Source organism: Microcoleus sp. K1-B1, from assembly GCF_036704705.1.
Taxonomy (GTDB): Bacteria; Cyanobacteriota; Cyanobacteriia; order Cyanobacteriales; family Microcoleaceae; genus Microcoleus.
The window spans coordinates 32,509-58,893 of record NZ_JAUBSH010000027.1 but is presented as its reverse complement, the minus strand read 5'-3'; the positions used below and the strand labels follow the sequence as shown (position 1 = coordinate 58,893).

Annotated in this window: 19 protein-coding genes; 13 read left to right on the top strand and 6 right to left on the bottom strand. The window is 47.3% G+C overall.

The genetic code is table 11. The annotated features are described in order from the left end of the window. From QUA83_RS12710 to dndE, 4 genes are all read left to right on the top strand, one after another. On the top strand, positions 1 to 227 hold a 227-nt coding region (locus tag QUA83_RS12710; protein ID WP_333293503.1), incomplete at its 5' end, for a hypothetical protein. A gap of 148 nt (positions 228 to 375) precedes the next feature. Further along, on the top strand, positions 376 to 828 hold the full coding sequence (gene tnpA / locus QUA83_RS12705) for an IS200/IS605 family transposase (RefSeq protein ID WP_333293502.1): 453 nt from the start codon (positions 376 to 378) through the stop codon (positions 826 to 828). 496 nt (positions 829 to 1,324) lie between these two features. Further along, positions 1,325 to 3,322 (top strand): DNA sulfur modification protein DndD, encoded by a 1,998-nt coding sequence (gene dndD / locus QUA83_RS12700; RefSeq protein WP_333293501.1) that lies wholly within the window; start codon positions 1,325 to 1,327, stop codon positions 3,320 to 3,322. A gap of 266 nt (positions 3,323 to 3,588) precedes the next feature. Then, positions 3,589 to 3,990, top strand: coding sequence for a DNA sulfur modification protein DndE (gene dndE / locus QUA83_RS12695; protein ID WP_015179042.1), 402 nt, complete (start codon positions 3,589 to 3,591; stop codon positions 3,988 to 3,990). Positions 3,991 to 4,170: 180 nt separating this feature from the next. Here the strand turns inward: dndE and thiD are convergent, their stop codons facing one another. Continuing rightward, positions 4,171 to 4,980, bottom strand: a complete 810-nt coding sequence (thiD, locus tag QUA83_RS12690) for a bifunctional hydroxymethylpyrimidine kinase/phosphomethylpyrimidine kinase (RefSeq protein WP_333293500.1) — start codon at positions 4,978 to 4,980, stop codon at positions 4,171 to 4,173. 213 nt (positions 4,981 to 5,193) lie between these two features. Between thiD and QUA83_RS12685 the strand changes: the two genes are divergently transcribed. Further along, positions 5,194 to 5,973, top strand: a complete 780-nt coding sequence (locus QUA83_RS12685; RefSeq protein ID WP_333293499.1) for an MBL fold metallo-hydrolase — start codon at positions 5,194 to 5,196, stop codon at positions 5,971 to 5,973. A gap of 143 nt (positions 5,974 to 6,116) precedes the next feature. On the opposite strand, the gene ftsZ is transcribed toward QUA83_RS12685, so the two are convergent. The 3 genes from ftsZ to QUA83_RS12670 form a co-directional block, all read right to left on the bottom strand. Beyond that, the gene (ftsZ, locus tag QUA83_RS12680; RefSeq protein WP_333293498.1) at positions 6,117 to 7,391 is read right to left on the bottom strand and encodes a cell division protein FtsZ; all 1,275 of its coding nucleotides are present in this window, start codon (positions 7,389 to 7,391) and stop codon (positions 6,117 to 6,119) included. A 141-nt stretch (positions 7,392 to 7,532) separates the two neighbouring features. Next, positions 7,533 to 8,708, bottom strand: a complete 1,176-nt coding sequence (locus QUA83_RS12675; RefSeq protein WP_333293497.1) for a transposase — start codon at positions 8,706 to 8,708, stop codon at positions 7,533 to 7,535. A gap of 522 nt (positions 8,709 to 9,230) precedes the next feature. Then, complete coding sequence (locus tag QUA83_RS12670) at positions 9,231 to 10,133, bottom strand: FtsQ-type POTRA domain-containing protein (protein WP_333293496.1); 903 nt, start codon at positions 10,131 to 10,133, stop codon at positions 9,231 to 9,233. 339 nt (positions 10,134 to 10,472) lie between these two features. Between QUA83_RS12670 and QUA83_RS12665 the strand changes: the two genes are divergently transcribed. From QUA83_RS12665 to QUA83_RS12645, 5 genes are all read left to right on the top strand, one after another. Then, positions 10,473 to 11,804, top strand: coding sequence for a P-loop NTPase fold protein (locus tag QUA83_RS12665; RefSeq protein WP_333293495.1), 1,332 nt, complete (start codon positions 10,473 to 10,475; stop codon positions 11,802 to 11,804). Positions 11,805 to 12,486: 682 nt separating this feature from the next. Then, entirely contained in the window at positions 12,487 to 17,961 is a 5,475-nt protein-coding gene (locus QUA83_RS12660) for a WD40 domain-containing protein (protein ID WP_333293494.1), read from the top strand. Positions 17,962 to 18,247: 286 nt separating this feature from the next. After that, on the top strand, positions 18,248 to 18,745 hold the full coding sequence (locus tag QUA83_RS12655) for a hypothetical protein (RefSeq protein ID WP_333293493.1): 498 nt from the start codon (positions 18,248 to 18,250) through the stop codon (positions 18,743 to 18,745). A 404-nt stretch (positions 18,746 to 19,149) separates the two neighbouring features. Then, positions 19,150 to 19,956, top strand: coding sequence for a TPM domain-containing protein (locus QUA83_RS12650; RefSeq protein WP_333152256.1), 807 nt, complete (start codon positions 19,150 to 19,152; stop codon positions 19,954 to 19,956). Positions 19,957 to 20,140: 184 nt separating this feature from the next. Next, positions 20,141 to 20,764 carry a precorrin-8X methylmutase gene (locus QUA83_RS12645; RefSeq protein WP_333152258.1) on the top strand — a complete coding sequence of 208 codons (624 nt, stop codon included), beginning with the start codon at positions 20,141 to 20,143 and terminating at the stop codon, positions 20,762 to 20,764. Positions 20,765 to 21,059: 295 nt separating this feature from the next. On the opposite strand, the gene QUA83_RS12640 is transcribed toward QUA83_RS12645, so the two are convergent. Then, on the bottom strand, positions 21,060 to 21,770 hold the full coding sequence (locus QUA83_RS12640) for a phosphate ABC transporter permease (protein WP_333293492.1): 711 nt from the start codon (positions 21,768 to 21,770) through the stop codon (positions 21,060 to 21,062). Positions 21,771 to 21,952: 182 nt separating this feature from the next. Continuing rightward, entirely contained in the window at positions 21,953 to 22,780 is an 828-nt protein-coding gene (dapB, locus tag QUA83_RS12635; RefSeq protein ID WP_333293519.1) for a 4-hydroxy-tetrahydrodipicolinate reductase, read from the bottom strand. 302 nt (positions 22,781 to 23,082) lie between these two features. Here dapB and QUA83_RS12630 point away from each other — a divergent pair, with 302 nt between their 5' ends. The 3 genes from QUA83_RS12630 (at position 23,083) to QUA83_RS12620 (ending at position 26,377) form a co-directional block, all read left to right on the top strand. Continuing rightward, positions 23,083 to 25,605 carry an EAL domain-containing protein gene (locus QUA83_RS12630; protein ID WP_333293491.1) on the top strand — a complete coding sequence of 841 codons (2,523 nt, stop codon included), beginning with the start codon at positions 23,083 to 23,085 and terminating at the stop codon, positions 25,603 to 25,605. Between the two features lie 104 nt (positions 25,606 to 25,709). Next, positions 25,710 to 26,063 (top strand): DUF6883 domain-containing protein, encoded by a 354-nt coding sequence (locus tag QUA83_RS12625; RefSeq protein WP_333293490.1) that lies wholly within the window; start codon positions 25,710 to 25,712, stop codon positions 26,061 to 26,063. 8 nt (positions 26,064 to 26,071) lie between these two features. Continuing rightward, positions 26,072 to 26,377 (top strand): DUF4926 domain-containing protein, encoded by a 306-nt coding sequence (locus tag QUA83_RS12620; protein WP_333293489.1) that lies wholly within the window; start codon positions 26,072 to 26,074, stop codon positions 26,375 to 26,377. Positions 26,378 to 26,385 lie beyond the last annotated feature (8 nt).

The following is a 26,385-nucleotide window of genomic DNA, read 5'->3' as shown; positions in this document are numbered from 1 at the left end:
GGACTTCAGCTATGAGACAGGGATTTCAATCCCTGTCGGACTCTCGGACTGTCGGATCGTCGGACTCGCCGATCGACGGCGATCGCACTCTCGACCCCGATTGTCCTCTGCAAGATTGGGCTTACCCACAAGCCCGCCGGGGATTGAAATCCCCGTCTCATAGCAAAAGTCGGTTAAAACCGACTGAAGAACCAAATCAAACGATCGCCGATTTCAGTCCTCTTTAAGAGGACTTCAGCTATGAGACAGGGATTTCAATCCCTGTCGGACTCTCGGACTGTCGGATCGTCGGACTCGCCGATCGACCCCGATCGCACTCTCGGATTTGCTCACAAAATGATAAATTAACCTAAAAAATTAGGAGGAAAAATCTTTATGGCAATGTGGCGGCTGTACTATCATTTAGTTTGGGCAACAAAAGAGCGACAGCCTCTCATCTCTCCCGCAAAAGAAACCGAACTTTACTCTTATATCATCGGCAAAGCAGACAGCCTCAATTGCATCCTTCATGCGATCGGCGGCACAGAAAATCACATCCACTTAATAGTTTCCATTCCTCCGACACAATCGATCGCTGAATTCGTTAAAAATATTAAAGGTAGCAGCAGCCGTTATCTCAATCAAACTTCGCAAAATTCCAATAAATTTTCGTGGCAAGAAGGATACGGAGTATTTTCTTTAGGACAAAAACAACTAGACTCAGCAGTCGCTTATGTGATAAATCAAAAGGAACATCACTTGCAAAAAACCACCAATTCCCATTTAGAACAAATCACGGATCAAGACAATCCACCCACCCGGTGGCACCCGAATTCGGCAGAGAATTAATTGAACAACATTAGCCGACTCTCCGACTCGCGGGTTCTCCAGCTATTCGGACTTTGGGGGCGATCGCACTTACCCACAAGCCCGCCGGGGATTGAAATCCCCGTCTCATAGCGAAAGTCGGTTAAAACCGACTAAAAACCCAGATTCAACAGTCACAAACTTCAGTCCTCTTCAGAGGACTTCAGCTATGAGACAGGGATTTCAATCCCTGTCGTACTGGGGGACTCACAGATCGACCCCGATCGACCAATCGAGTCGATCGCACTTACCCACAAACCCGCCGGGGATTGAAATCCCCGTCTCATAGCGAAAGTCGGTTAAAACCGACTAAAAACCCAGATTCAACAGTCACAAACTTCAGTCCTCTTCAGAGGACTTCAGCTATGAGACAGGGATTTCAATCCCTGTCGTACTGGGGGACTCACAGATCGACCCCGGACTGTCGGACACGCCGATCGCACCCACCAACTTTCATCCCATCTCAACAACATCTACAATGCAATTCCTCGAACTCGTCCTCAAAAACTTCGGCCCCTATGCAGGCACCCAAACCATCAATCTCCGCCCCGAAAAAGACGGAAATCCCTGCCCAGTCATTTTATTTGGCGGCATGAATGGCGGCGGCAAAACCACCCTCATGGACGCCATTCGCCTCGCCCTCTACGGCGGCAGAGCCCAATGTTCCACCAGAGGCAATTTAAGCTACAGCGACTTTCTCAATCAATGCGTCAACCGCCACACTCCCCCATTAGAAGATACCCGCGTCGAACTAACATTTGAACAAGTCCAAGACGACAAATTAACTCAATTCAAAATAGTTAGATACTGGAAAAAATTAGATATAAAAGACAATTTAAGCATTCTCATATACAGCGAAATTGTCAGCGATTGGTGGTCGGACAAAGCAATTACTAACACCTGGGACGAATACATCGAAACCCTTTTGCCCGTCGGAATATCCAACCTATTTTTGTTTGACGGCGAACAAGTAAAAGAACTTGCCGAACTCGAAACACCGCCAGAGTTTGTCGTCGGGGCGATTAAATCTCTTTTAGGTTTAGAATTAGCAGAACGCCTCGCCGTCGATTTAGAAATATTAGCAGGCCGCAAGCGGAAAGAAATTGCTGGCAAAAAAGACTTGGCTGCTTTAGAGAAAATCGAACAAACTTTTAAGGAAATTACTGATAAAATAGACTTAGCTAAGCAAGAACAAGCCAGCTTTAAAAACGAATTAGATAAAGCTCAAAAAAATCAGAAACAAGCATCAGACAAGTTTATTTCAGAAGGCGGCAAAATTGCCGCCGATCGCAGTCAGCTAGACAGCAAGCTAAATGACTACAGAAATAAGGCAGACAAAAGCCGTCAAGCCATGATGGAATTGGCATCAAATACGCTACCACTAGCCCTAATTTCGCCCTTGCTAAGTGAAGCAAAAATTCAAGCAGAAACCGAAGCCAGCCAGCAGCAAGCAAAGATTGCCCAAAATGTTATCAAACAAAGAAGCGATCGCCTTCTCAACTATATCGCGGAAATCTCGTTAAATCCCCAACAGCTAGATAAAATTCAAGACTTCATCCGCCAAGAAAACCAAGAACTAGAACAGCAAGCCGGAACAGACGCCCCGCCCTGGATGAACGCCGACAACAACAGCATCCAACAACTAGAAAACCTTCTTAGCTACCAAATCAAAACCCAGCAAATTCTAGCCCGCGACCAAATAGAAGAAATCAAAAACATCGAATCAGAAATCGACTTCACAGACAGAGAACTCGCAGCCGCAGCTTCCCCCGAAGCCTACGAAAAACTAGAAGAAGAAGTCAGGAAAGCGCAAAAAGCAGTCGCTATCGCATCCGCAGCCTGCGAATCAGCCAACCGCCGCGTCGATGAATTAGAGAGAGAATTAGCCAAAAACCAAAAAGAATTAGAAAACTACAGCAGCGAATTCATTACCATCAGAAACAGCCAACACGTCATCGCTTCGATCGCCAAAGCCCAAGCTACCCTAAAACTCTTTAAAGAAAAACTCACCCTCAAAAAACTCAACAAACTCGAAATAGAAATTACCGACTGTTTCCGCTACCTGTTGCACAAAACCGACCTCGTGCACAGAGTTGCGATCGACACTCAAACATTTAGCCTCTCCATTTACGATCCAGAAGGCAAACCAGTACCCAAACACCGACTTTCAGCCGGGGAAAAACAATTGCTGGCGATCGCCTTTTTGTGGGGATTGGCGAGAGTATCCGGGAGACAATTGCCAGTGGCGATCGACACTCCCTTGGGCCGCCTCGACTCCTCCCACAGAAACAACCTAGTGGAACGCTATTTCCCCTCGGCCAGCCACCAAGTCATCCTGCTTTCTACCGACACGGAAATTAGAAAAGTAGAATACGAAAAACTCCAAGAATTAGAGGCGATCGCCCACAGCTACCTCCTCAAATACGACTCCGCCAAACACCAAACCACCGTCGAAAAAGGTTACTTCTGGGAATAAAAATTCGCCCTAAAAAATAGCCGCAACCCCCTTGACTTTGCTGGGGAGTTGCGGTAGTATATATAGCATAATGGGATGGTTGCGAAAATTTTATTTTTGCCACCATCCCATTATTAAGGATAAATCCTACTACAATCACAATACCAAAAAACAACCTTTTTATCAAGTCGCGCCGTGTAAAAAAATGTTAATTATTTCGGGTTATCTAGAGGCTTTGCTTCCCCAACATTAACACTTTTTACAATATACCAAAAAATCTTAAACCTATGGAACCACCAGTCGATCGCATCCGCCTCTCCCAAACAGGCAAAGACCAACTATCAAAACTGAAACGATCGACCAAAATCGATCAGTGGAATATTCTATGCAGGTGGGGATTTTGCCGATCGCTCGCCGAGCCCAGCATCCCATCGCCAGTACCAATTCCCAGCGACAGCAACGTCGAATTAAGCTGGGATGTTTTCGGCGGCGACATGGCCGATATCCTGATAATGGCCCTCAAGCAGCGCTGTCACCAAGACAATTTAGGCACAGAAAAAGAAACTCTAGCCAAACAATTTCGCCTGCACTTGCACCGAGGGATTGGTTATTTAGCGGGCGATCCGAATATTAAGAAAATTGAAGACTTGGTGGCGATCGCTTTATCGCCTGAGAAATTAAGAAATTAACTGATTGTTGACTGTTGGCGGTTCACTCAGGTTATTGGTTATATCAATTCCGGTTGGATCGGAATGATTTAACCGCAGAGTACGCAGAGAACACAGAGGAAGAGAAGAGAGAGAGGAATAATTTCGATGAATCGTGGATTTGATATTATTAGCAGACTCAAACAAGTAACAAATAACTTATTACTTCTGTAACAGGGGGAAAAAATGCCCTACTGGCCCTTGGCCTTCCCCAATATCCAAAGCATATTTGAGAGCAGTAGTAACATAATCCTTAGCCAATGTTATCGCTGTAAACAAATCTTTACCCAAAGCTAAATTAGCGGCGATCGCAGCACTCAAAGTACAACCAGTCCCGTGAGTATTCCCAGTATCAACATTCTCAGTCTTCAACACATCCAACCGCGTACCATCAAACCAAACATCAATCCCCCGCAAATCTCCCGCCATCCCGCCACCTTTCACCAAAACAGCCTTTGCGCCCAAACGGTAAATCTGTTGCGCCGCCGATCGCATATCATCTAGAGAAACAATCTCCAAACCGCTCAAAATCTGAGCTTCAAACCGATTGGGAGTCACGACAGCAGCCAAAGGAATCAAAACCTCCCGCAAAAATGCGATCGCCCCCTCATCAATCAATCGATCGCCCGATCGTGAAACCATCACCGGATCGACAACCAAATTCCCGATTCCCAAAGCTTCCACCTGTAAAGCCACCGCCGCCATAATTTCCCGGTTCAACAGCATCCCTGTCTTCACAGCATCTACCCCAATATCCCCAACCACCGCCTCAATTTGAGCCGCCACAGCCTCCGCAGACAAAGCATCAACTCGCATCACCCCCAAAGTATTTTGAGCCGTCACGCAAGTCAAAGCACTCGTACCGTGCACGCAGTGAAACGCAAAAGTCCGCAAATCCGCCTGAATCCCAGCCCCACCGCCACTATCAGATCCAGCCACAGTCAAAGCCACAGGAATCTTTGATTTAATCATCTTCTTCCACCCCAGATAAACGCCAACTTGAACCAGACAAATCCCAATCATATCTGTGGCACGGGCGTCCCGCCTGTGCTTCCCCGTGGCATGGGCGTCCCGCCTGTGCTTCCCCGTGGCACGGGCGTCCCGCCTGTGGTTCCGAAGGGGTTAAAATTCCCAAACAAAATTAGCTATGATTAAACCAAATGTAAAGAATTATTGCAAACAACTGTGAAAATTACCCGAATCGACCTCAACTCTTGGATCTTCCACATTGCAGGCCAAACCATCCTCGTCGATCCCTGGCTGGTCGATCCCCTCGTATTTTACGGTCAACCCTGGCTGTTCACCGCCTACCACAACACCCCCGTCGCCTTCACTCCCAGCAGCTTACCGCCGATCGACCTCATCCTAATTTCCCAAGGATTAGACGACCACTGCCACAGACCAACACTCGAACAGCTCGATCGCACAATTCCCGCGATCGCCTCACCCACCGCCACCAAAGTCCTCAGCAGTTTAGGCTACACCAATATCACATCTTTAGCAAATTGGCAAGAATTTAATTATCAAGAAAAGTTACAAATTACAGCCGTACCCGGAGCCGAAGTCCAGCCCGGACAAGAAGAAAACGGCTATTTGCTAAAAGATTTAAGCAGCGGCGAGACACTTTATTACGAACCGCACTTACCGCCATTAGACAAAGTTAAACAGAAAATAGACACAGTAGACGTAGCGATCGCCCCAGTCATCGGTCAAATCTTCCCCTTCCTCGGACAAGTCATCATCGGCCCTTCGGAAGCCCTCAGCCTCGCCCAAACTCTCAAACCTAGGTTTTTTCTGCCTACAGCGGCGGGAGACATCCGAGCCACAGGCATTTTACCAATGTTAGTGCGATCGGTCGGTAGCATCCCCGAATTTCGCGATTTACTAGCAAAATCGGGACTCTCCACCCAACTCCTCGAACCCGAACCAGGTCAAACCCTGGAAATTTTGGATTTTAGATTTTAGATTTTAGATTGAAGATTGAAGACTGGAGATTTTCGATTTTCTAGATTGGAGATTTTCGATTTTTTAGATTGGAGATTGGAGATTGGAGATTGGAGATTCAATCCAAAATCCAAAATCCAAAATCTAAAATCTAAAATCTAAAATCATCTTGGCGGGCGACGGTTGCGTAAAAACTCAGGAATATCCAATCCCAAATCCTGCGGCGGTTTCGCTTTCGGATCGGGCGTCTGTTGAGCAGGAGTTGTCGGCACAGTTGCAGCCCGCCAAGGAGCATTAACATTTTGCGTCCGCCCCGGAGTCGGAGGCGCCGGAATTTCTCCCGAAAAACCAGTAGCGATCACAGTAATCTTAATTTCGCCCTGAAGCCGCTCGTCAATCACCGCTCCAAAAATAATATTGGCATTCGGATCGACAACCTCGTAAATCGTCTCAGCCGCCGCATTCACTTCGTGCAGAGTCATGTCAGTACCGCCAGTGATGTTAAACACCACACCTCTAGCGCCCTCAATAGACGAAGCTTCCAGCAGAGGCGAAGAAATAGCCTGCATCGCAGCCTCCCTAGCCCGCGACTTGCCAGAACCCACGCCGATGCCCATCAAAGCCGAACCCGCATCCGCCATTACTGCCCGCACGTCAGCAAAGTCAACATTCACCAAACCGGGAATAGTAATAATGTCAGAAATACCCTGAACGCCTTGGCGCAGGATATCGTCAGCAACTCGAAAAGCCTCTTGTACCGGCATTTGTTCGGAAATCACAGACAGCAGCTTGTCGTTAGGAATTACGATCAGCGTATCCACCCGGGTTTGCAAAGCCGCAATCCCTTCCTCAGCTTGGCTGGTGCGCCGCCGTCCCTCAAACGTAAAAGGCCGGGTCACTATGCCCACAGTCAAGGCGCCCATTTCCTTAGCCACCTCAGCCACGATCGGAGCCGCGCCCGTGCCCGTACCGCCGCCCATGCCGGCTGTGATAAATACCAAATCCGCATGATTCAGAGCATTAGCAACCTCGTCGCGGGATTCCTCCGCAGCCTTTTGACCGATCGCCGGATTGCCCCCCGCCCCCAAACCGCGCGTCAACTTCTGTCCGACTTGCAAGCGTTTCGGAGCATTTGAGAGAACCAGAGCTTGGGAATCTGTATTCACGCACCAAAACTCGACACCAGAAACCTCGCTAGCAATCATCCGGTTAACGGCGTTGCCCCCACCGCCGCCGACGCCAATTACTTTGATTTTGGCAGCACTGCTGGGCATTATGTCTTTGGGATTGACCATAGGATCGATATCAATACTATCTACATTTACATAACCAGACTTGCGTCTAAACGGATTGGCGGAATCTGCAGCCACCGGAAAATTTTTTACTTCTTCCGAAGGGGGACTGTCTTGGTCAGACCCCTGTCTATTATTAAGCTTCATTACAGTTGGGGGTAGTAGATTACAGCTTGGTGACATCCTCCATACACCGATTTGGAGTACCAAATGAGCGTGTAGGCTTCCCAAATTCACAGATGGGCATTCCTGCTTCATTGGTCGTATCTAGACCGAAGTCCCCGATAACTATACCTCCACAGGCAACTTGACTGCGAGTCCCGCAGCGGCAAGACCCCTTTGTTCTACTACCATTGCAGCAGCAACATCGCGGTCTGTTGTGTATCCACACTCATGACAAGCATGAATGCGATCGGACAGCTTTTTCTTTCCTGTATGAGTGGAACACTGAGGACAAGTTTGGCTAGTGCCATTGGGGTCAACTTTAGCAAAGTACACGCCACGTTTCCAGCAAACCCAAGATAGGATATCGAGGAATCCGCCCCAACTAGCATCAAGACAGTGTTTTGCTAGCATCCCGCGACTCATCATTTTGAGATTCAACTCCTCAGCAAAAATCATTCCAACTCCCAAATCGCATAAAGCATGAGCTGTTTTGAAATGAAACTCTTTACGGAGATCATGAATGCGCTCGTGCAGAAGGCGGACTTTGTGTTGGATCTTGCGGTAGTTAGCAGAACCCTTAGTTTTGTTTCTCAGCTTGCGTTGCAGCCATTTAAGCTTGCTTTCCAAGTCTACAAAGAAACGTGGTCTTGAGAGTAACTTACCGTTAGATACAGCCAAGAATTTCTCCAATCCCAGATCGATGCCAATAGACAAACCATGAGGCATGAGATCGGGAACAGAGACATCACACTGCAAAATCAATTGAGTGTACCATCCTGATGCTTTGTTGATTACCCTCACTTGTTTAATGACAAACCCATCTGGGATGGCGCGGTGCAAATTAATTGGCACTGCTCCAATCTTAGGCAGCTTTATTTGTACTCCTATCAATGGATAGTCTTTGAACTGAGGGAAAGTAAACGACCGATACGAACCTAACTTTTTGAATCTAGGAAACCCAAAACCACGTTCTTTCATAAACTTGAAAGCCCGATCAAGTCGCTTCAAGGCATCTTGTAAAACTTGCGATTGAACCTCTTGGAGTTCTGGATTTACTTTTTTCGCTCTTGTCAGGGCGTTCTGTTGTTTGTAATAGTCAGGATACGCTGCGTCAGATGGAATGATGTACTCAGAATGAATACTGCAAGCGTTGATCGCACACTTACGCGATGCTATCGAGTCTTTTCGCTCTCGCAAAGCGTAATTATAAACTTTGCGACAAATCTCCATCCAAGCAAGCATTTTGGCTTCTTGACTGGCATCTGGATAAATTCGGTATGTGTACGTCAAACTGAGCATTGTGCAACCTTCCATCGAATTCTAACAGAATTTACAATTTTCTTAGAAAACTGGAGAAATTGTGATATAGTTAATCGCCTTATTCCCTCACTTGCTTGTAGTAAATATTGATCGCAGGGCGTTTCGTTTATAACTACCTTATATCCCCCCACCGATAGGGATTACCAAATTAGTGTGGGGCACGAGGGCGCGAAATTGTTAACTAAACGCCAATTCACGATCAACTATAGGCTATGTTGCGCGAAAAACTAACACAGATCGATGCTCAATGTTAGCAATCTCGGATTTTGCCGGCTTTGCAAAGCTGAGACCTCGATTGACCCCAATCCGGGCGCTTGTACGCTGCGTCAGAAAGAAAAAAAGTTGATACTAGCCTCCCCCATCGGGATGGAAAGAAAAATCAGATTTTTTTTCCCGACTCGATATCAAACAAGTGTCCTTATTTGCAGCCCTGCGTATCGATCCTGGTGGGCAAAAATTCTGCCTATCGATCGATACCTTCTACCTTCTGTTGACAGAGGATCAATTTCGGGCGCGAGTGGGTGCGGGAGTGGAACTCTCCAAACTGCCGGGGAGTTGTGGCAAATGGACGATCGGCGAAGCAGGATTTTTCAAGTCAATGTAGGCTATTTTGCTTGAATCTATCTGTTTTGGCAATTGTCGCATTCGGTCTAAAACCTTAAGTTGCTCCGCAGTCTTGGAACTGTACGGCCCTAAGTGTACGGTACCGATCTCTGTTTTCAAGATCAAGTTGTTCGGGTTTTGCCAATTAATCTCAAACACTTTCACCGTCAAGCCGCTGAGTCCTTGGTAAAACTTCGGCCAAGAGGCGCGATACTGTTCCAAAGGCCCGATGACTTTTAAAGTGGGCAAAGAACGCTGAGGCTGCGTTCCCGGAATGCTGCCGGGCCCGATCGAACTATTCTGCGATCGTACAGCAGTATAACTATCCGACGGCATCCAACCTCCGCGAGCGTCCAGCCACCCCACTTTTTCCTTGTCACTGTTCGATCTCAACACCGTATTCGGCTGCGCCACCGCCACCGGCAAGCGTTCTGCCACTTCTATAGTCAAACTCGGTGGAAACAAGTTACGAGTCACCTTCGCTTGGGCTATGGGCCCCGTTGACTCCAGCTTTTCGGCCAGGGCCTGCGGTTGAATTCCCCACAGCGACTGCGGGTAAGACAGCGGCACCAAAGACCGCACCGCCTTATCCGACAGCCACTGATTTCCCTCCACCTTCACTTGTTCCGATCGGGCAATCAACCAAGCCGGCTGAGCAATCCACCACAGCAAACCTCCAGCCATTGCACTCGCTGCCAGCATTTGCCACACAACAGCCGCCAATCGAGCGCGCCTCTGCTGCCGCAACTTTTGGCGCCTGCGCCCTAACTCTGTTTGAGAAACCGCTCCAAAACTAGCCATCTACGTCTTGACAATATAGTAATTAAGGATTAGCACAAATTCAAAACTGTTTAATCTCTCTCTCTCTTGAGCCCTGTTTTCCCCTACCATTTAACCAGATCCCCGCCAATTTACCCAGACTCCTGCCAATATCAGTAATATCACTGATCCCGCTAAGTAATAAAAAATTATTAATTAAAAATTCCCAATTCCAGCGCCGGGAAAACCCCTTGCCAGATCAAGGTTCTTTGGGTATTTAGGGCATTACCCCACAGGGCAAAAGGTTACAAATCAAACTAAACTCAACTAAAGAAAGTTTAGACTTTCGATTAACTTTTTAACTTTTATTCGGCTTCAATTGTGATCGCACTCGAATTAGACAGATTCTATAAAGCCTGCAACCCCAGCAAGACCCTTGTTGCGGGAGACCCAGGGGATTATCAATACTACATTGATTTTGGTTCCGTGCGTGGCGGCAAAATCATTGAATCTTTACAGCGAACCATTACCCGCATTTCCCCCAACGAGCCAACCTGTCAGCTATTTACAGGACATATCGGCTGTGGCAAATCTACGGAATTGTTTCGACTGAAAGCTGAGTTAGAGCAAGAGGGTTTTTGCGTTGTCTACTTTGAGTCTTCCCAAGACTTAGACATGGGGGATGTAGATATTAGCGATATTTTGCTGAGCATTGCGCGCCAAGTCAGCGAAACTATGGAATCCGCTAAAATCAAACTCAGACCGAGCTATTTTACAAATCTGTTTGCAGAAGTGGCAGAATTTTTGCAGACTCCCATAGATTTGTCAGCGGAAGCCGAGTTATCTGTAGGCATTGCTAGAGTGACTGCTAAAACTAAAGACTCTCCCAAACTGCGATCGCAACTCAGGCAATATCTCGAACCCCGCACCAACAGCATTTTGCAGTCGATCAACGAAGAACTCCTCAACAAAGCTAACGCCGAACTTAAGCACCAAGGCAAAAAAGGGCTCGCAGTCATCGTTGACAACCTCGATCGCCTCGACGCCTCCCTCAAACCCAGCGGACGCACCCAGCCAGAATACCTGTTTTTAGACCGTGGCGAACAGTTGAAAAAACTTAATTGCCATGTCGTCTACACGATTCCCCTGACTTTGATTTTTTCCAACGACTTCGGCCGCCTCGCCAGTCGATTTGGAGTCAAGCCCAAGGTGATGCCGATGGTACCAGTGCAAGTGCGATCGGGCGAAGACCACCTCGAAGGAATGGCACTGCTGCGGCAGCTAGTATTAGCTAGAGCTTTCCCCGCAGTTGCTCCCCATCAACGCATCGATTTGATTTCCCAGGTGTTTGACTCTCCCGAAACTTTAGATCGGCTTTGTCGGATTAGTGGCGGTCATGTTCGCAATCTACTGATGCTTTTGTATAGCTGTTTGCAGCACGAAGACCCTCCCTTCTCTCGCGAATGCCTCGAAAGTGTCATTCAAGAATATCGCGATGACCTTTTGGGAGCCATCAATGACCTGGAATGGGAATTGCTGTTTCAAGTCGTCAAGCGACAAAGTGTAACCGGCGAAGAAGAGTCTCAAATCTTGTTGCGAAGTATGTTTGTCTTTGAATACCGCGATCAAGAAGGTCGTTGGTTTGGGATTAATCCAGCCCTAGCAGAAACCAGAAAATATAAGGAGTGGCTGCAGCGCAGTGAGCCAAAATAGTTGGGATTTTTGAGATAGCTTTGTGACTCTGAGAACCCTTAACCACGAGGGACTTAGAAATTATTTAACTGAAAATTCCTCGCTCATAACTCCGAAATCTTACCATCCAATACAGAAATCAGTCAGCGGTTTTTGCCACTGGCTGATTTCTGTTGAATGCTGGCTATAGGCGGTGAATGTTATTGTCGTGTAAAAGTTTGCCACCACTAAGGACTTTCCCCACTTTCAACTCTCATATCTGCAATGCCAGACCCCCTATGTCTGTTTTTACCTGTTGTTCTTAATTTAAAATAATCCCATCCCGGAGGACATTTTTTTTTCTGTTTTGCTAAATGCCTGCTACAGATATATCGGAGTTGTTTACTAATAGCTAGCCGTCAGTATGATCGTGAACTTAGCAGTTGGCTATTTGTGATCGGTAGTCCTTTATATATAGCTGAATCAAAAAATCTAAGGGTGACATTAAATTTTTATTGGAAGTCTAGCATTCTCTGAGATTGAGAGGTATGATATCTTTACATTGGATCTAATAACTATGTAAGTATTGATAGGACAAGTACGGAAAACTACGTATTTATACAGAGATAAAGCGTCAGACAGAGACGGCGATATCTAAGTAGATACGCTTTCAGTCACGATTGGCGAGCGTTAGGTAATTGATTAATGCAAAAGAGGTGCACGCATGACCGATCTAATTAAGGTACAAGAAACTGCAAACTACAACGAGCGCTCGCTCAAAACTCTGGTCAGATCCATCACAATGTCTCAACACCAATTCTCGCTAATTTTGGTGCGCTGCAACTACGAGCAGTTGCGGCAGCAAATAGCGCAGCGGCTGCGAGAAGTGTCCCCAGTTCCAATTCAAGATATCGTCCTGCCAGCTTCAGTCAAAACCCTTTACACTACTCTGCAGGCAAGCACTTTCCAGGAGGGGTACTCGCCTGTCGATGCCGCCTCGGCTTTGATGGTATTCGGTTTAGAAACAGTAGTAGCGATCGACGAACTGATGGCTTCTACCAATCAAGTGCGAGACGAATTTCGCAAAAATTTTTCCTGCCCAGTGATTTTGTGGGTAACAGATGACATCGTGACCAAAATGATTCGTCTGGCCCCGGATTTCAAAAGTTGGGCCGCCGCCACAATTAAATTTGAAATGGGCGTTGACGAATTAATTAATTTCCTCGCTAGGCGGGCCGATACTATATTTAAAATAGGCGAACTCAATCAAGAACTCGCCAGCAGCAACGTCAGCACCATAGCTAATTGTGAGACCTGCGAAACCCCGTGCGAAAAACGCGGTCTGGAGCGCGAAATCAGCGCTGGAGAACGCTTTCTAACTTTTAACTCAGGGCCCCAAAACCGACGACAATCAGATGTCCACTCGTATTCGCCATTGAGTCCTGGCAATACCTTCGATTTGGCGATCGGCTCTTTGTCACGCCGAGAACTAGAATTAGCTTTAAGAGATTTACAAAATCGCGGTGAAGAATTAGAACCCGCCCTCAAAGCCAGCCTGCAATTCGTTCTCGGTCGAGATTACTATGTCAGCGACCAAACCGAAACTGCCTTAATTCACTACCAAGAAAGTTTAGTATTTTGGCAGCAGAAAACGGGCAACTGGGAACTGGAAAACTTGGAACATTCCGAAAACCCAGAAACCTTCTCCTCCTTGTCGAATCCTGTCCCCAAAATTTTATTTTTAGAGAGAGAAGGCATAGTGCTGTTTCACATAGCCCTCTGTCACCGCTTGCAAGCAGCCAGAAACCCGGTTGCCAACCGCCAGCACTGGGAACAAGCTTGGATTAGCCTGGAACAATCTAGAAACGCTTTCTCCCTTGCCTCACGCCCGGAATTGGTAGCTGAGGTGACAGCACACCTCGGAGAAGTGCTGCAGCGCCTGAAAGCTTGGGGAGAGTTGCAAGCATTAGCGGAAAATTCTTTGCAGTTGCACTTCACTTACGGTACTCCCAGCCAACTAGCTCAAGATTACGGCTTTTTGGCTGAAGTTGCCCTGCAACAGTCGAGGTGGAGTCACGCCCGCCAGCTAGCCGAGTTGGCTTTGGCGATTTTGGATCAAACGCCTAATGATTTGAGATTGCTGATTGAAGATTTGAGATTGGGGTTTGAGGGAAATTATCCAGAATTTGTGGGATCTAACGAGTTAAGTAACGAACCCAAATCTAAAATCCAACATCCCAAATCCGACAGGAGTTCCTATCTTTTACTTTTAGCCCGAAGTTTGCGGCAGCTAGGCCAGTGGGAAGCGGCGGTTCATTCTTTGGAGTTGGCTCAATCTCAAAGCGAGCCGAAGTACGACCCCCGACTTTACATCGATATTTTGACGGAACTGCAAGCGGTTTATTTCGAGCAGGGAGAGTATCTTAAAGCGTTTCGGATTAAAAAAACCCAGCGGTCGATCGAATATCAATACGGATTTAGAGCTTTTATCGGAGCCAGCCAATTGCAGCAGCAGCGCCAAGCCGTCAATCCTTCGGGCCCCTCAGCTCAAAACCAAGCTGCCATCGCAGCGGAAATGACAGCTTACTCGCGCCAAACAGATATCAATAGCTTGCTAGAAAGAATTAGCAGGGATGACCATAAATTAACTATTATTCATGGGCCCAGCGGAGTCGGGAAAAGTTCTCTAGTCAATGCCGGCTTAGTACCAGCTTTGAAAAATATTACTCCGGGCGCGCGGGATACATTGCCCGTAGTAGTCAAAGTTTACACCGACTGGCTGGTGGAGTTAGAAAATGCTTTGAACAGCGCACTGTACGACAAACAAGCCGAAGAGGAAAGTAAATTAATCTCCAAAGGACTACAGGAAATCAATAAAAAAAGTTGCTCGGTTATTCCTGCTCGCAGCTCGGAAGTCTCTTCTTTTATTATAGAGCAGTTGCGCGAAAATGCCACCAATAATTTGTTGACTGTGCTGATTTTCGATCAATTTGAAGAGTTTTTCTTTGTTTCGACTTCAGTGGCACAAAGACAACTTTTTTATAATTTTTTGCGCTTGTTTTTGAATTTGCCTTATGTCAAAATAATTCTGTGCTTGCGCGAAGATTATTTGCACTACTTACTAGATTGCGATCGCTTCCCAAATCTTGACGCTATTAACAATAATATTCTCGACAAAAGTATCCGCTACCAACTGCGGAGTTTTTCTATCAAAGACGCGCGGGCTGTCATCGGACACTTAACAGAACGAGCGGAATTTTATTTAGAGCCGGCACTGATCGATGCCTTCGTAGAAGATTTAGCAGACGAACTGCAAGAAGTGCGACCAATCGAATTGCAGGTAGTAGGAGCGCAACTGCAAGAAGAAGGTATTACCAATCTAGCACAATACCAGCAATTGGGGGACAATCCCAAAGCAGAATTAGTGAAACGATCGCTCGAAAGAGTCATCTCTGACTGTGGCCTGGTTAACGAAGACGCGGCTTGGAAAATCTTGTTTTCCCTGACAGATGAAAGAGGCGTAAGACTGATAAAAACCAAACACGAACTCTCGTTAGTTACAGGCCCACAGCCAGCCGATGCCCGCGAAACCGAATTATCGGCGATCGGCAGAAACAGAATTTCCCTACAGCGACAGTTCGCCAAAGACCCTGAAAGCCGACCCAATAAAACCGACAACCTCGACTTAATTTTAGACATTTTAGTTGGTCACGGTTTGCTATTTCTGCTACGGGAAGCGCCAGAAGACCGCTATCAATTGGTACACGACTATTTAGTGCGACCGATTCGCCAAAGATTCGGCTTAGAAGCCAGACTGCACAAAGCAGAAGCAGACAAAAAAATGAGTCAAGCACAGCTCTACCGAGCCAATACTTTTCTCAAACAACTGCTGGGAGTAGCAGTGATCGGCGTCATGCTGCTCACCAGTTCCACCATCGCCGCCGTAAATTTTTGGTGGCGGGCTGTGGGTCAAAAACAGCTAGCTGTCGCTCAAACTCAGCGAGCCGAAATCAGTACCCTGACAGCAGCTTCTGAAGCACTTTATTTCTCAAACAACAAATTTGACGCCATGATGGAAAGTTTGAGAGCTGGTAAAAAGTGGAAACAGATCGAACACTCCCAACAAATGTATACTCTCAAAGACACCGAAATTCTGATTTCGGCTGCCCTCCAGCAGGCAGTTTATGGAGTCAAAGAACGCAACCGCTTGGAAGGACATGGCGATGTAGTTTGGGGTCTTAGCTTCAGTCCAGACGGCGAAACAATAGCTTCTTCCAGTGTAGATAAAACAGTCAAACTTTGGCGACGCGACGGCAGTTTGCTGGCAACTTTCAAAGACCACACTAACAGCGTCTCCTGTGTAGCGTTCAGTCCCGACAACAAAACCCTAGCCTCGGCAAGTTTAGATAAAACTGTCAAAATTTGGCAAACAGACGGCAGTTTGCTGGCTACTTTCAAAGGGCATACTAATAGCGTTACCAGCGTTGCTTTTAGTTCTGACGGTCAAACGATCGCCACTGGCTCTACTGATAAAACTATCAAACTTTGGAAAACCGACGGCACGCTGCTGCGAACGATCGAACAATTTGCTCCCGTAAATTGGCTAAGCTTCAGCCGCGACGGCAAAATAATCGCTGTGGCGAGCGATGACGGTAGTGTGAAACTGTGGAGTTCGGACGGCAGGTTAATCGCTAATTTATGGCACAGCGAAAACAGACAACCCTCGAAAATTTACACCGTCAGTTTCTCCCCCGATGGTGAAACGATCGCCAGTGCGGGTGAAGATAAAACGGTGAAAATCTGGAGCATCGCGGCACTCAAACACCCACCAACAGAAAATTCAAAACCAGCAAAAAAAGGTGAACTGTTAACAACTTTGCGGGGACACAGCAAGTGGGTATTTGGTGTCAGTTTCTCCCCCGACGGTCAAACACTTGCTTCTGGAAGTGCAGACGGGACTGTCAAACTCTGGAATCTTGCTGGTGTTGGCGACAAACGCCCAACCGATGCTAGCAACATTAAACCAGAGAGTCGCTTACTGAGAACTTTTGAGGGACACGCCGATCGAGTTACTCAGGTGAGTTTTAGCCCGGAAGGCAAAACCTTGGCTTCGGCAAGTTTTGACAAAACTATCAGGCTGTGGCGACTCGATGACGTGCCACTCAAAACCCTCGACGGACACCAAAACCGGGTGCAAAGCGTTACTTTCAGCCCCAACGGCCAAAGGCTGGCTTCTGCTTCTACGGACAACACTATCAAACTCTGGAGCCGCACGGGGGTTTTGCTGGAAACCTTGGAAGGACACACTCAGAGAGTCGCCAGCGTCAGTTTCAGCCCCGACGGCCAGCTACTTGCTTCTGGGAGTTACGACAAAACTGTGAAGGTGTGGAGTTTGACAGAAGATGGCATGAATAATATTCTCCCTTGTCCTTCGGCTCCGCTATTCCCGTGTTCGCCTTCTGTGCTTTTCACTCTCGACGGCCACACCGACAGCGTGATGAGCGTGAGTTTTAGCCCCGACAGCGAGGTTCTGGCAACGGCTAGCAAGGATAAGACTGTGAAACTCTGGACTAGAAACGGCAGGTTGATTAAGACTTTGACGGGACACACAGGCTGGGTGACTGGGGTGACTTTCAGTCCCGACGGCTCGATGCTGGCTTCTGCCAGCGATGATGGTACTCTCAAACTCTGGAATCGGGATGGTCGTTTGCTAAGAACTTTTGAAGGAGCTCACAACAGTTTTGTGTTGGGGGTTGCTTTTAGCCCTGATGGCAAAATGCTGGCTTCGGCTGGTTACGACAATTCGGTGAAATTGTGGAAGGTAGACGGGACTTTGGTGGCGACGCTGCTGAAGGGTTCTAGCGACAGCGTGACTAGCGTGGGTTTTAGCCCGGATGGTTTGTTGGTTGCTTCGGGTAGTTACGATCATAAGGTGAAGCTTTGGAGTCGCAGCGGGACTTTGCTGAAAACTTTGACGGGTCACAAGGATAGCGTGATGAGCGTGAGTTTTAGCCCGGATGGGAAGGTTCTGGCTTCTGCTGGCCGGGATAATCGGGTGATTTTGTGGAATTTGGATCTTGACGATTTGCTGGTGAGGGGCTGCGATTGGGTGGGAGATTATCTGAGAACTAATCCTAATGTGAGCGATCGCGATCGGCGTCTCTGTGACGGGGTTGGGGCAAAACCAAATCAATTTTAGATTTTCGATTTTCGATTTTTGATTGGGGGATTCAGTCGATTTTCGATTTTCGATTTTCGATTTTCGATTGGGGGATGCAGTTGATTTTCGATTGGGGGATGTTATACCAATTTCCTAAAGTCCTGCTACAGATAAGGCGTCTAAAATGAATTCCCATCCCGTCAAAGAAGCAACGACTTCCCTGGTCAACTTTTCTAACTCTTTTTGCACCATGGTTCTTGCACAAGGGAGTCTCTTGCGAGCCGAATGTGTTAGCGTATCTATAGCATACTGAGGAAAATAAAATATGCCTAGAAATATAGTACCAAAACCAACACGGCGCTATAACGTTGATTTCAAATCCAGCTTGGAGGCTGACTGGGCTTCAATATTTGAACATTTAGAATTAAGTTGGAAGTATGAGCGAGAAGAGCCTTTTAAGTTTACAGATGAAACAAAATATACACCTGATTTTTGGATAGAAGACTTAGGTGTTTGGGTGGAGATTAAACCAACTCTAAAAATAGCACTTGAAGATGATGCTATACGTAAATGTTCAAAATTAGCCCTTGAACATGATGTGTTTGTAGATTTAGAAGTAGGTGAAGGCTCTTTCTGGTTTATTAAGGTTCGACATAACCAAAATCCTGAAGTGATAATATTGCCAATGTCTCCTCAATTTATTTTCTCAGGATACATTGTGAGAAAGTCGTTTGGTAGAGAACTTGAGGGTTTGAAACCCCCATTACGTAGTAAAGCCAATCAATTGCGCGGTTATAGTGATCCAAATTACCCCAAAGTGTGATTCAGATCATAAAAAAACGGTAGAATGCGGGTTGTAGCGGTCGTACCTCAACAGCTAGGATGACGCAAAATCGTTCAGAAATTTGTACAGCCCCCCTCCATTTTGGTGAAACTAGGGGGGGTCGTTGCTTCTTTGACGGGATGGGAATTCATTTTAGACGCCTTATCTGTAGCAGGACTTTAGGAAATTGGTATTACTCACCCCCTTGAGGAGCTCGATCGCTAATTTCTGGGCCCTTCCCCCTCTCCTTCTCCCCCTCCCCTTTCTCAAAAACTCTTTCCCCCTTCCCCTTGCTCTCGGCTTCCTGTAAAGTAAATAATTGTAAAGAAAAATGAGTTTTCTCTTATCCTTTGGTTAAAACCGCCAGCTAGCATTCACAATTAAGACCCGGATTATAAGTTCCTATGTCACAGCTTTTCCCGCGAAAATTTCTAGCCTCTGTTGCCGCATTTTTTCTGGCTTTGTCCGTGTGGACGATCGCACCTGCGGCCCACGCTTTCAATAATCCCGATTTGTTGCCGTCAACTCAGACGCCGATCATTGACTTAGCTAAAGCCCTTACGGATATTGAAGAACAAAGTTTGGCAAAAAATTTAAAGGCATTTGAAGCCGAAACCGGTTGGAAATTGCGAGTGCTGACTCAGTACGATCGCACGCCCGGTTTGGCTGTCAAAAGCTATTGGGGGCTAGATGACAAGAGTGTGTTATTAGTTGCTGACCCGCGAGGGGGCAATTTGCTCAATTTTAATGTGGGCGACTCGCTGTATCCGCTGCTGCCGCGCACTTTTTGGGTGGAACTGCAAACCCGCTACGGTAATCAATTTTTTGTGCGGGACAATGGCGAAGATCGAGCGATTATTGAATCTTTGGAGTCGATAGAAGGCTGTTTGCGTCAGGGCGGATGCCGCGTGGTTCCCGGTTTGCCGAGGGAACAGTGGGTTCTAACCTTAATTACGTCGGTGGTTGGCGGCGTCATCTGCGGGTTTGCGGCTCAGCCTCGGAAGCCGGGACAGGTGGTGGCTTGGCAGTGGGCGCTGATTTTTTCGCCGCTGTGGGGCATTCTGTTTTTCGCTTTCGGACTTGGGCCTGTGGTGACTCGGACTTCTGACTGGTTGCCTGTGGTTCGGAATGTGTCCGGTTTTGCGATCGGAGTTTTGGTGGCATTCCTGACTCCGGTGTTGGGCAAATCTTCTTCGTCATCGGAAACTTAGTTGTCAGTTGGCAGCCAAGTGACAACAGTCAACAGCCAAGTGACAACAGTCAACAGCCAAGTGACAACAGTCAACAGTCAACAGTCAACAGTCAACAGTCAACAGTCAACAGTTAACTGTTGACCAATGACTAAAAGCTGGTAAGCTGATACCTGACAACTCACAGGCGACAGCTATCCAACAAATGGAATGGCACGTAAGCGATGCCCAGAGTCTGGGATTAATCGATAACGAAATTGGCGACCACGGTTTTTCAGCGGCGGAGTACGAAATAGTCCGCCGCGTGATTTATGCTACTGCTGATTTTGAGTACAAGTCTTTAATTAGTTTTTCCGATCAGGCTTTGCAGGCTGGGGCGGCTGCTTTGGCTGCTCGGACTACGATCGTGGTAGATGTGCCGATGGTGCAGGTGGGCATTACGCCACAAATCCAAAGTACCTTTGCGAATCCGGTTTACTGTTCGATGGAGGCTTTGACGCGGCCCCAAAAGGAAAGGACGCGGGCGGCTTGGGGGATTGAAACTTTGGCAAGACGCTATCCTGAAGGGATTTTTGTGGTGGGCCAGGCTCAAACTGCTTTGTCGGCGATCGTAGATTTGATTGAATCTGAGGAAATTCGGCCGGCTTTAGTGATTGGCACTCCTTCTGGGTTTGTGGGGGTGGACGTGGCTAAGTCGCGGCTGCACGATTCGATGATTCCTCACATTCGGATTGAGGGCCGCAAGGGATCTGCGGTGGTGGCTGTGGCTATTGTTAACGGGCTGGTGGATTTGGCTTGGCAAGCTTACGGCCAAGAGGGGAACAGTTGATCGAGAAGTCAGCAGTCATTAGTCATTAGTCAGTAGTCAGTAGTCATTCTATCTGTGAGATCGTTTCCGGTTGCATCGGAATTATTAGCCAAAATTTAGGACACGGCAGTGCCGTTTCCCTACAATATTATTTTCGGTAGGGAAACGGCACTGCCGTCTCCTCGCTTGTCATTCCTATAATAACGGAATTGATATGAGCTCCGAGAAACCGGGTTTTTCACCTTAATTTGCGACTACAACCAAGTATCTCCCCAAAACCCGGTTTCTGCCCACGCACCCGTGCCTAAGTCCCAGATTAATAATCAGCGGGCGATCGCCTTTTTACATCTCTGCTTTGATTAGTGCGATCGCGCCCTTTTTTCCTACCTTTTTTAATCTGTTGGCTCATCTCGACAAACAAATCTCTGCGTAAATAAGGATAGTCGCTCACCCACACGTCACGGCTGGGAATATAAATATCTGAAACTTTGGCAATTCTGCCTAAATCTTCTTGATTTGACATAATTAACATTAAAGCAGCTTGACCGGGGACAATTCCTTGGTGATCTTTCCGCAATGGAGCTCGAAGTGTAGTAGTAAATCCGGTTTTGTCACCAACTTCTAAGTTGATGCGCGGTTCTAGGTTGTCAACTATTACGAGTTGTCCTTTTTGATTGACTGTTTCTTCTTGACTTGTGACTTCATCTGTAATATATATATCCAAAACTCGTCCTTGCCAAAAACCGCAGTATTGATATTTGCGGCATTCTGCATTCCGCAAACTCGCCCACAAAATCGGCCCCCACAGCCAGTACAAACCAGCTATCAATCCGGTGATTAAAACTAGCGGCGCGACATCGGAACCGGCGAAGTTGTAGACTACCAGGAGGAAAACTACGCTGACTGCAGAGATTAACATTCGCCTCAAAAAATCGGGCGGTTTTCCCCAGATATATTTGTATTGTGCTCCTGTGGCGACGGCGGGAATTAGTTCTTGAAAGGTTTCGCGGGTTAAGGGAATTAGCATAAGAAGTTCGGCAACGAGCAATGTACGGGATGCAACGGCTGTCTGTTCGGAAGCGGATTATCTTAAGGGATTTAACAGATTTTACGGATTGAAGTTGAAGTCAAAAATTAGAAGTTAGAAGTCAAAAGTTAGAAGTTAGATTAATTCCACATTACTAATGACTAATGACTAATGACTAATGACTACAAGATTTTTTCCAATCCGTAAACGAGCGATCGCAATTCAATGACTTTGCGTATAGACAGCAAGACTCCGGGCATATAACAAGCGCGATCGCTCGTATCGTGTCGTAAAGTATAAACTTGACCTGCGCCGCCAAAAATCACCTCTTGGTGGGCAATTAAACCTGGTAAACGGATGCTGTGAATGCGAATCCCTTCATCCGCCACTGAACCTCTAGCTCCGGCTAATTTTTCGGTTTCCTCAACTTCTGGCTGATTGAAAGTTTTTCCCATTTCTGCTAACATTTGGGCAGTTTGAATTGCCGTACCGCTGGGGGCGTCGGCTTTTTGATTGTGGTGCAGCTCGATAATTTCTACGTGTTCAAAATACTGAGATGCCGTGACGGCGGCTTGTTGGAGCAAAACCATGCCGATCGAGAAATTGGGTATGATCAAACACCCGATGCTAGCTTTATCAGCAAATTCAGCTAATTCTTGAATTTGGTCGCTGCTCAAGCCAGTAGTGCCGACTACCGGCCGAATGCCGTAAGCTATAGCCGATCGCACGTTTTCATAAACTGACGAAGGGTGCGTAAAATCTACCATCACGCCTAACTGCTTTTCCTGAGCTGCTAATACCAGCATTCCTTGCAAGTCGTCAGTGATGGGAACTTCTAACGGGCCGCATCCGGCTAATTCGCCGGCATCGGCGTTGAGGCACTCAGGAGAGCGGTCTACAGCCCCAAATAAGGTCATGTCACTAGCATGGGCGATCGCCTTAATTACTTCGCGGCCCATTTTGCCTGCGGCACCGTTAACAATCACCGGAATCGGAAGTTGATTCGCCATCATCTCAAAAATATCCTGAAAGTTTGATCGACTAAATTTTAACGCTTGTGCGAATTTGGGGAAACAAGGAATGAAAGACAGGATTTGTCGGCAAATCTTCAAAAACCCGGTTCCCATTCGAGAAATACTTTGCCAAATCGAGTAATTAGCTTAAAGAAACTCGGTTGCGGCACAAGTTCTGAAAAAATTACATTCAATCTCATATTAAGCTCAATTCTGTAAGAACAGACTTGTGCAAAGCTAATTTGCACCGACATATTTTTTCTGTGACTGCCAAATTCTCTCGAAATCTTCGATATGTCATGTCTGTCGCAACTGGTCTCAACCTGAGTTCTCAAAACCGACGGGTCAGGATTTTGCCTGCAATGCTTGCGGGCGTGACTGTAACGCTGCTGAATATGGGAATTCGGCAGTTGGGAGGCCTGCAAAGCTTGGAATTGGCGAGTTTTGACTCGTTAGTGCGCTTGCAGCCAGATGCGGGCCCCGATCCGCGACTGCTGGTAGTGGGAATTTCTGAGGCCGATATTCAAGCTTTGGGGAGATTTCCGATTTCCGACGGTGCGATCGCTCAAACCTTGGCAAAACTGCAAAAGTATCAGCCAAAAGTCATCGGTTTGGATTTGTACCGGGATTTGCCTCAAGCGCCGGGACACCAAGAATTGCTGGCCGCGCTGAAAGCACCGAATGTGGTGGCGATCAACCAATTGAGCGATTCAGAAAGTCCGGGAGTGCCTGCGCCTCCGGGGATACCGCCCGATCGGGTTGGTTTTAACGATTTCGTGCTCGATCCTGATGGCGTTGTACGCCGCAATTTGCTCTCAGTCTCGCAACCAGACAAAAAGATTGCTTTATCGTTTTCTCTGCAAGTGGCTTTGCTGTATCTCAAAGACAGAGTACAGCAGAAAAATAGCGCTGTTCATCCCCACCAAATCAACTGGGGAAAGGCAGAATTTGTGCCTTTAACTTCTGACAGTGGCGGCTATGCAAATCTCGACGCCAAAGGCTACCAAATTCTGCTCAAATACCGTTCTGGTAAGGAGGTGGCGCGACAAGTCAGTATCAGGCAGGTATTGAAGGGAGAAATTGAACCAAGCTGGGTTAAGGACAAGATTGTGCTGATCGGGACGACGGCACCGAGTACCAGAGATTTGTTTTTGACGCCTTACAGCCCGGTTAAAAAGCAAAGTCCGAAAATGCCGGGGGTGTTGCTGCACACGCAAATGCTTAGCCAAATATTGAGTGCGGTTTTGGATGGACGATCGCTGTTTTGGGTGTGGCCGGAATGGGCGGAAATTTTGTGGAACGGTGCTTGGGCGATGGTTGGCGGGGTTTTGGCTTGGCGGATTCAGCATCCGGCGAGGGCGGGATTGGCTGGGGGTGCGGCGTTAATGGGTTTGTTGGGGATTACTTTTGGGATTTTTACTGGGGGTGGGTGGGTACCGTTAGTGTCGCCGACTTTGGGTTTAGTTGTGACTGGTGTGGGTGTCAGTGCTTACAGGAAGCTTTACGATGCTTTTCACGATTCTCTGACTGGTTTGCCCAACCGGGATTTGTTCGTGGATTGCCTGGGGCGGGCGATCGCCAATACTAGGGGCCGGCGCAGCTATCTGTTTGCGGTGCTGTTTCTAGATTTAGACAGGTTTAAGGTGATTAATGATTCTTTGGGTCATTTGGTGGGGGATGAACTCCTGATGGCGGTGGTGCTGCGGTTGAGGGCAATTATTGGCTCCGGGGATACTGTGGCGCGGGTGGGGGGTGATGATTTTGCGATTTTGGTGAGGAATGTTGATGTTGACAGTGCCGTGGATTTGGCCACTCGAATTCACCAAGCTTTAATTGTGCCTTTTGAGTTGAAGGGGCAGGAGGTTTTTGTGACGGCAAGCATCGGGATTGCCATCGGGGGCGAACCCGCTGCTACTGTCAGGGAACAGCCGGAACACTTGCTGCGGGACGCCCACACGGCGATGTACCGGGCGAAGGCTTTGGGAACGGGAAGGTATCAGGTGTTTAATGCTTCGATGCACGCTTTGGCGGTGGAGAGGTTGCAGTTGGAAACTGATTTGCGGATGGCCCTCAAGCGTCAGGAGTTTTTGCTGCACTACCAGCCGTTTGTATCTTTGGCAAGCGGGAGGATTATTGGGTTTGAGGCTTTGGTACGCTGGCAACACCCGCTGCGGGGTTTGATTGGGCCGATGAAGTTTATTCCGGTGGCTGAAGAAACGGGGGCAATTGTGCCGCTGGGTGAGTGGGTGCTGGAGGAGGCTTGCCGACAGTTGCGGCTGTGGGAGGAAATGTTTGGTTTCGATCAAGCTTTGATTATGAGTGTAAATTTATCTGGGAAGCAGTTTGCTCAGCCGGATTTGGTCGATCGCATTCAGGTGATTTTGGAAACAACGGGTTTGAGTGCCGAGAGTTTGAAGTTGGAGATTACTGAGAGTGTGGTGATGGAGGATGTGGAGTCGGCGATCGCGGTTTTGAAGCAGATGAAAGCGTTAAATGTCAAGTTGGGAATTGATGATTTTGGTACGGGTTATTCGTCGTTGAGTTATTTGAGTCGGTTTCCTACGGATACTTTGAAGGTTGATAAGTCGTTTGTGGGGCGAATGGAGATCGAAAGCGAGGGAGAGAATGTGGCGATCGTGCGGACGATTGTGGCGCTGGCTCATGCTTTGGGTATGGATGTGATTGCTGAGGGTGTGGAGACGGCGGCACAATTAGCTAGGTTGAGGTCGATCGGCTGCGAATACGGTCAGGGTTATTTTTTTGCTAAGCCGTTACCGAGCGAGGCTGCGACTGCTTTGATGGCTTCCGAGCCGCAGTGGTAGTTGTGGGTTATTAGTTATTAGTTATTGTACGTTAGAGCTAAAGTTGAAAGTCGATCGGGTTGCCAAAACAGATCTTTAATCTGTTGGATGCTAAAATTAGTGTTATGTCAACAAACATGAAGCTGAAAGAACTTGTCAGCCATCTCGTTATCGCTCCTCGAAAATTAACAGAGTATGCTCTTAATTTAGATAATCCAGTCGGTAGCGATAAAGCTGTAATATTTCAGCGTCGCTTAGGATTTAGCCAAGAAAACTATGAATTGCTGTTAACACAGATTTCAGCTAAAATTCTTGATGCTGAAGCAGTTTTAGGACTAAATGACAAACACGGACAGCGCTATACTCTAGACTTGGAAATTGTGGGTGTACAGGGACAGCAGGGGATTGTCCGTACAGGTTGGATCGTAGAACCGGGTAGTAATGGGGCGAGACTGATAACACTATTCGTTCGGAGGTAAGCACGATCGTGCCAGAATTATTTGATGTAGTCGAATTGTTAGTAACATTACCTGAATCTAATTTGCACCAGGGTGTTAGAGGGGCAATTGTAGATTGTTATGATGATGGAACTTACGAGGTAGAATTTAGCGAGGGCTCTGGCGAAACGATAGCTTTGTGTACTCTGTCTACCGAGCAGTTTTTAGTGGTTTGGAAGTCGAAAGAAAGGCGTTGGTTGTCTGTATCGGAGCTATTAGCTGCGATGGTTGAACGTTTGTCTGATGAACGTCAGCAACAAATTTTAGACTTTGCGCGTTCTGTGTCTCAGAAATAGTCTGTTTT

Bases quoted from the DNA above. Each gene is read 5' to 3' on its own strand.
- tnpA (WP_333293502.1), top strand. From the start codon at position 376: ATGGCAATGTGGCGGCTGTACTATCATTTAGTTTGGGCAACAAAAGAG.
- dndD (WP_333293501.1), top strand. From the start codon at position 1,325: ATGCAATTCCTCGAACTCGTCCTCAAAAACTTCGGCCCCTATGCAGGC.
- dndE (WP_015179042.1), top strand. From the start codon at position 3,589: ATGGAACCACCAGTCGATCGCATCCGCCTCTCCCAAACAGGCAAAGAC.
- thiD (WP_333293500.1), bottom strand. From the start codon at position 4,980: ATGATTAAATCAAAGATTCCTGTGGCTTTGACTGTGGCTGGATCTGAT.
- ftsZ (WP_333293498.1), bottom strand. From the start codon at position 7,391: ATGAAGCTTAATAATAGACAGGGGTCTGACCAAGACAGTCCCCCTTCG.
- QUA83_RS12675 (WP_333293497.1), bottom strand. From the start codon at position 8,708: ATGCTCAGTTTGACGTACACATACCGAATTTATCCAGATGCCAGTCAA.
- QUA83_RS12670 (WP_333293496.1), bottom strand. From the start codon at position 10,133: ATGGCTAGTTTTGGAGCGGTTTCTCAAACAGAGTTAGGGCGCAGGCGC.
- QUA83_RS12660 (WP_333293494.1), top strand. From the start codon at position 12,487: ATGACCGATCTAATTAAGGTACAAGAAACTGCAAACTACAACGAGCGC.
- QUA83_RS12655 (WP_333293493.1), top strand. From the start codon at position 18,248: ATGCCTAGAAATATAGTACCAAAACCAACACGGCGCTATAACGTTGAT.
- QUA83_RS12650 (WP_333152256.1), top strand. From the start codon at position 19,150: ATGTCACAGCTTTTCCCGCGAAAATTTCTAGCCTCTGTTGCCGCATTT.
- QUA83_RS12645 (WP_333152258.1), top strand. From the start codon at position 20,141: ATGGAATGGCACGTAAGCGATGCCCAGAGTCTGGGATTAATCGATAAC.
- QUA83_RS12640 (WP_333293492.1), bottom strand. From the start codon at position 21,770: ATGCTAATTCCCTTAACCCGCGAAACCTTTCAAGAACTAATTCCCGCC.
- dapB (WP_333293519.1), bottom strand. From the start codon at position 22,780: ATGGCGAATCAACTTCCGATTCCGGTGATTGTTAACGGTGCCGCAGGC.
- QUA83_RS12630 (WP_333293491.1), top strand. From the start codon at position 23,083: ATGTCTGTCGCAACTGGTCTCAACCTGAGTTCTCAAAACCGACGGGTC.
- QUA83_RS12625 (WP_333293490.1), top strand. From the start codon at position 25,710: ATGTCAACAAACATGAAGCTGAAAGAACTTGTCAGCCATCTCGTTATC.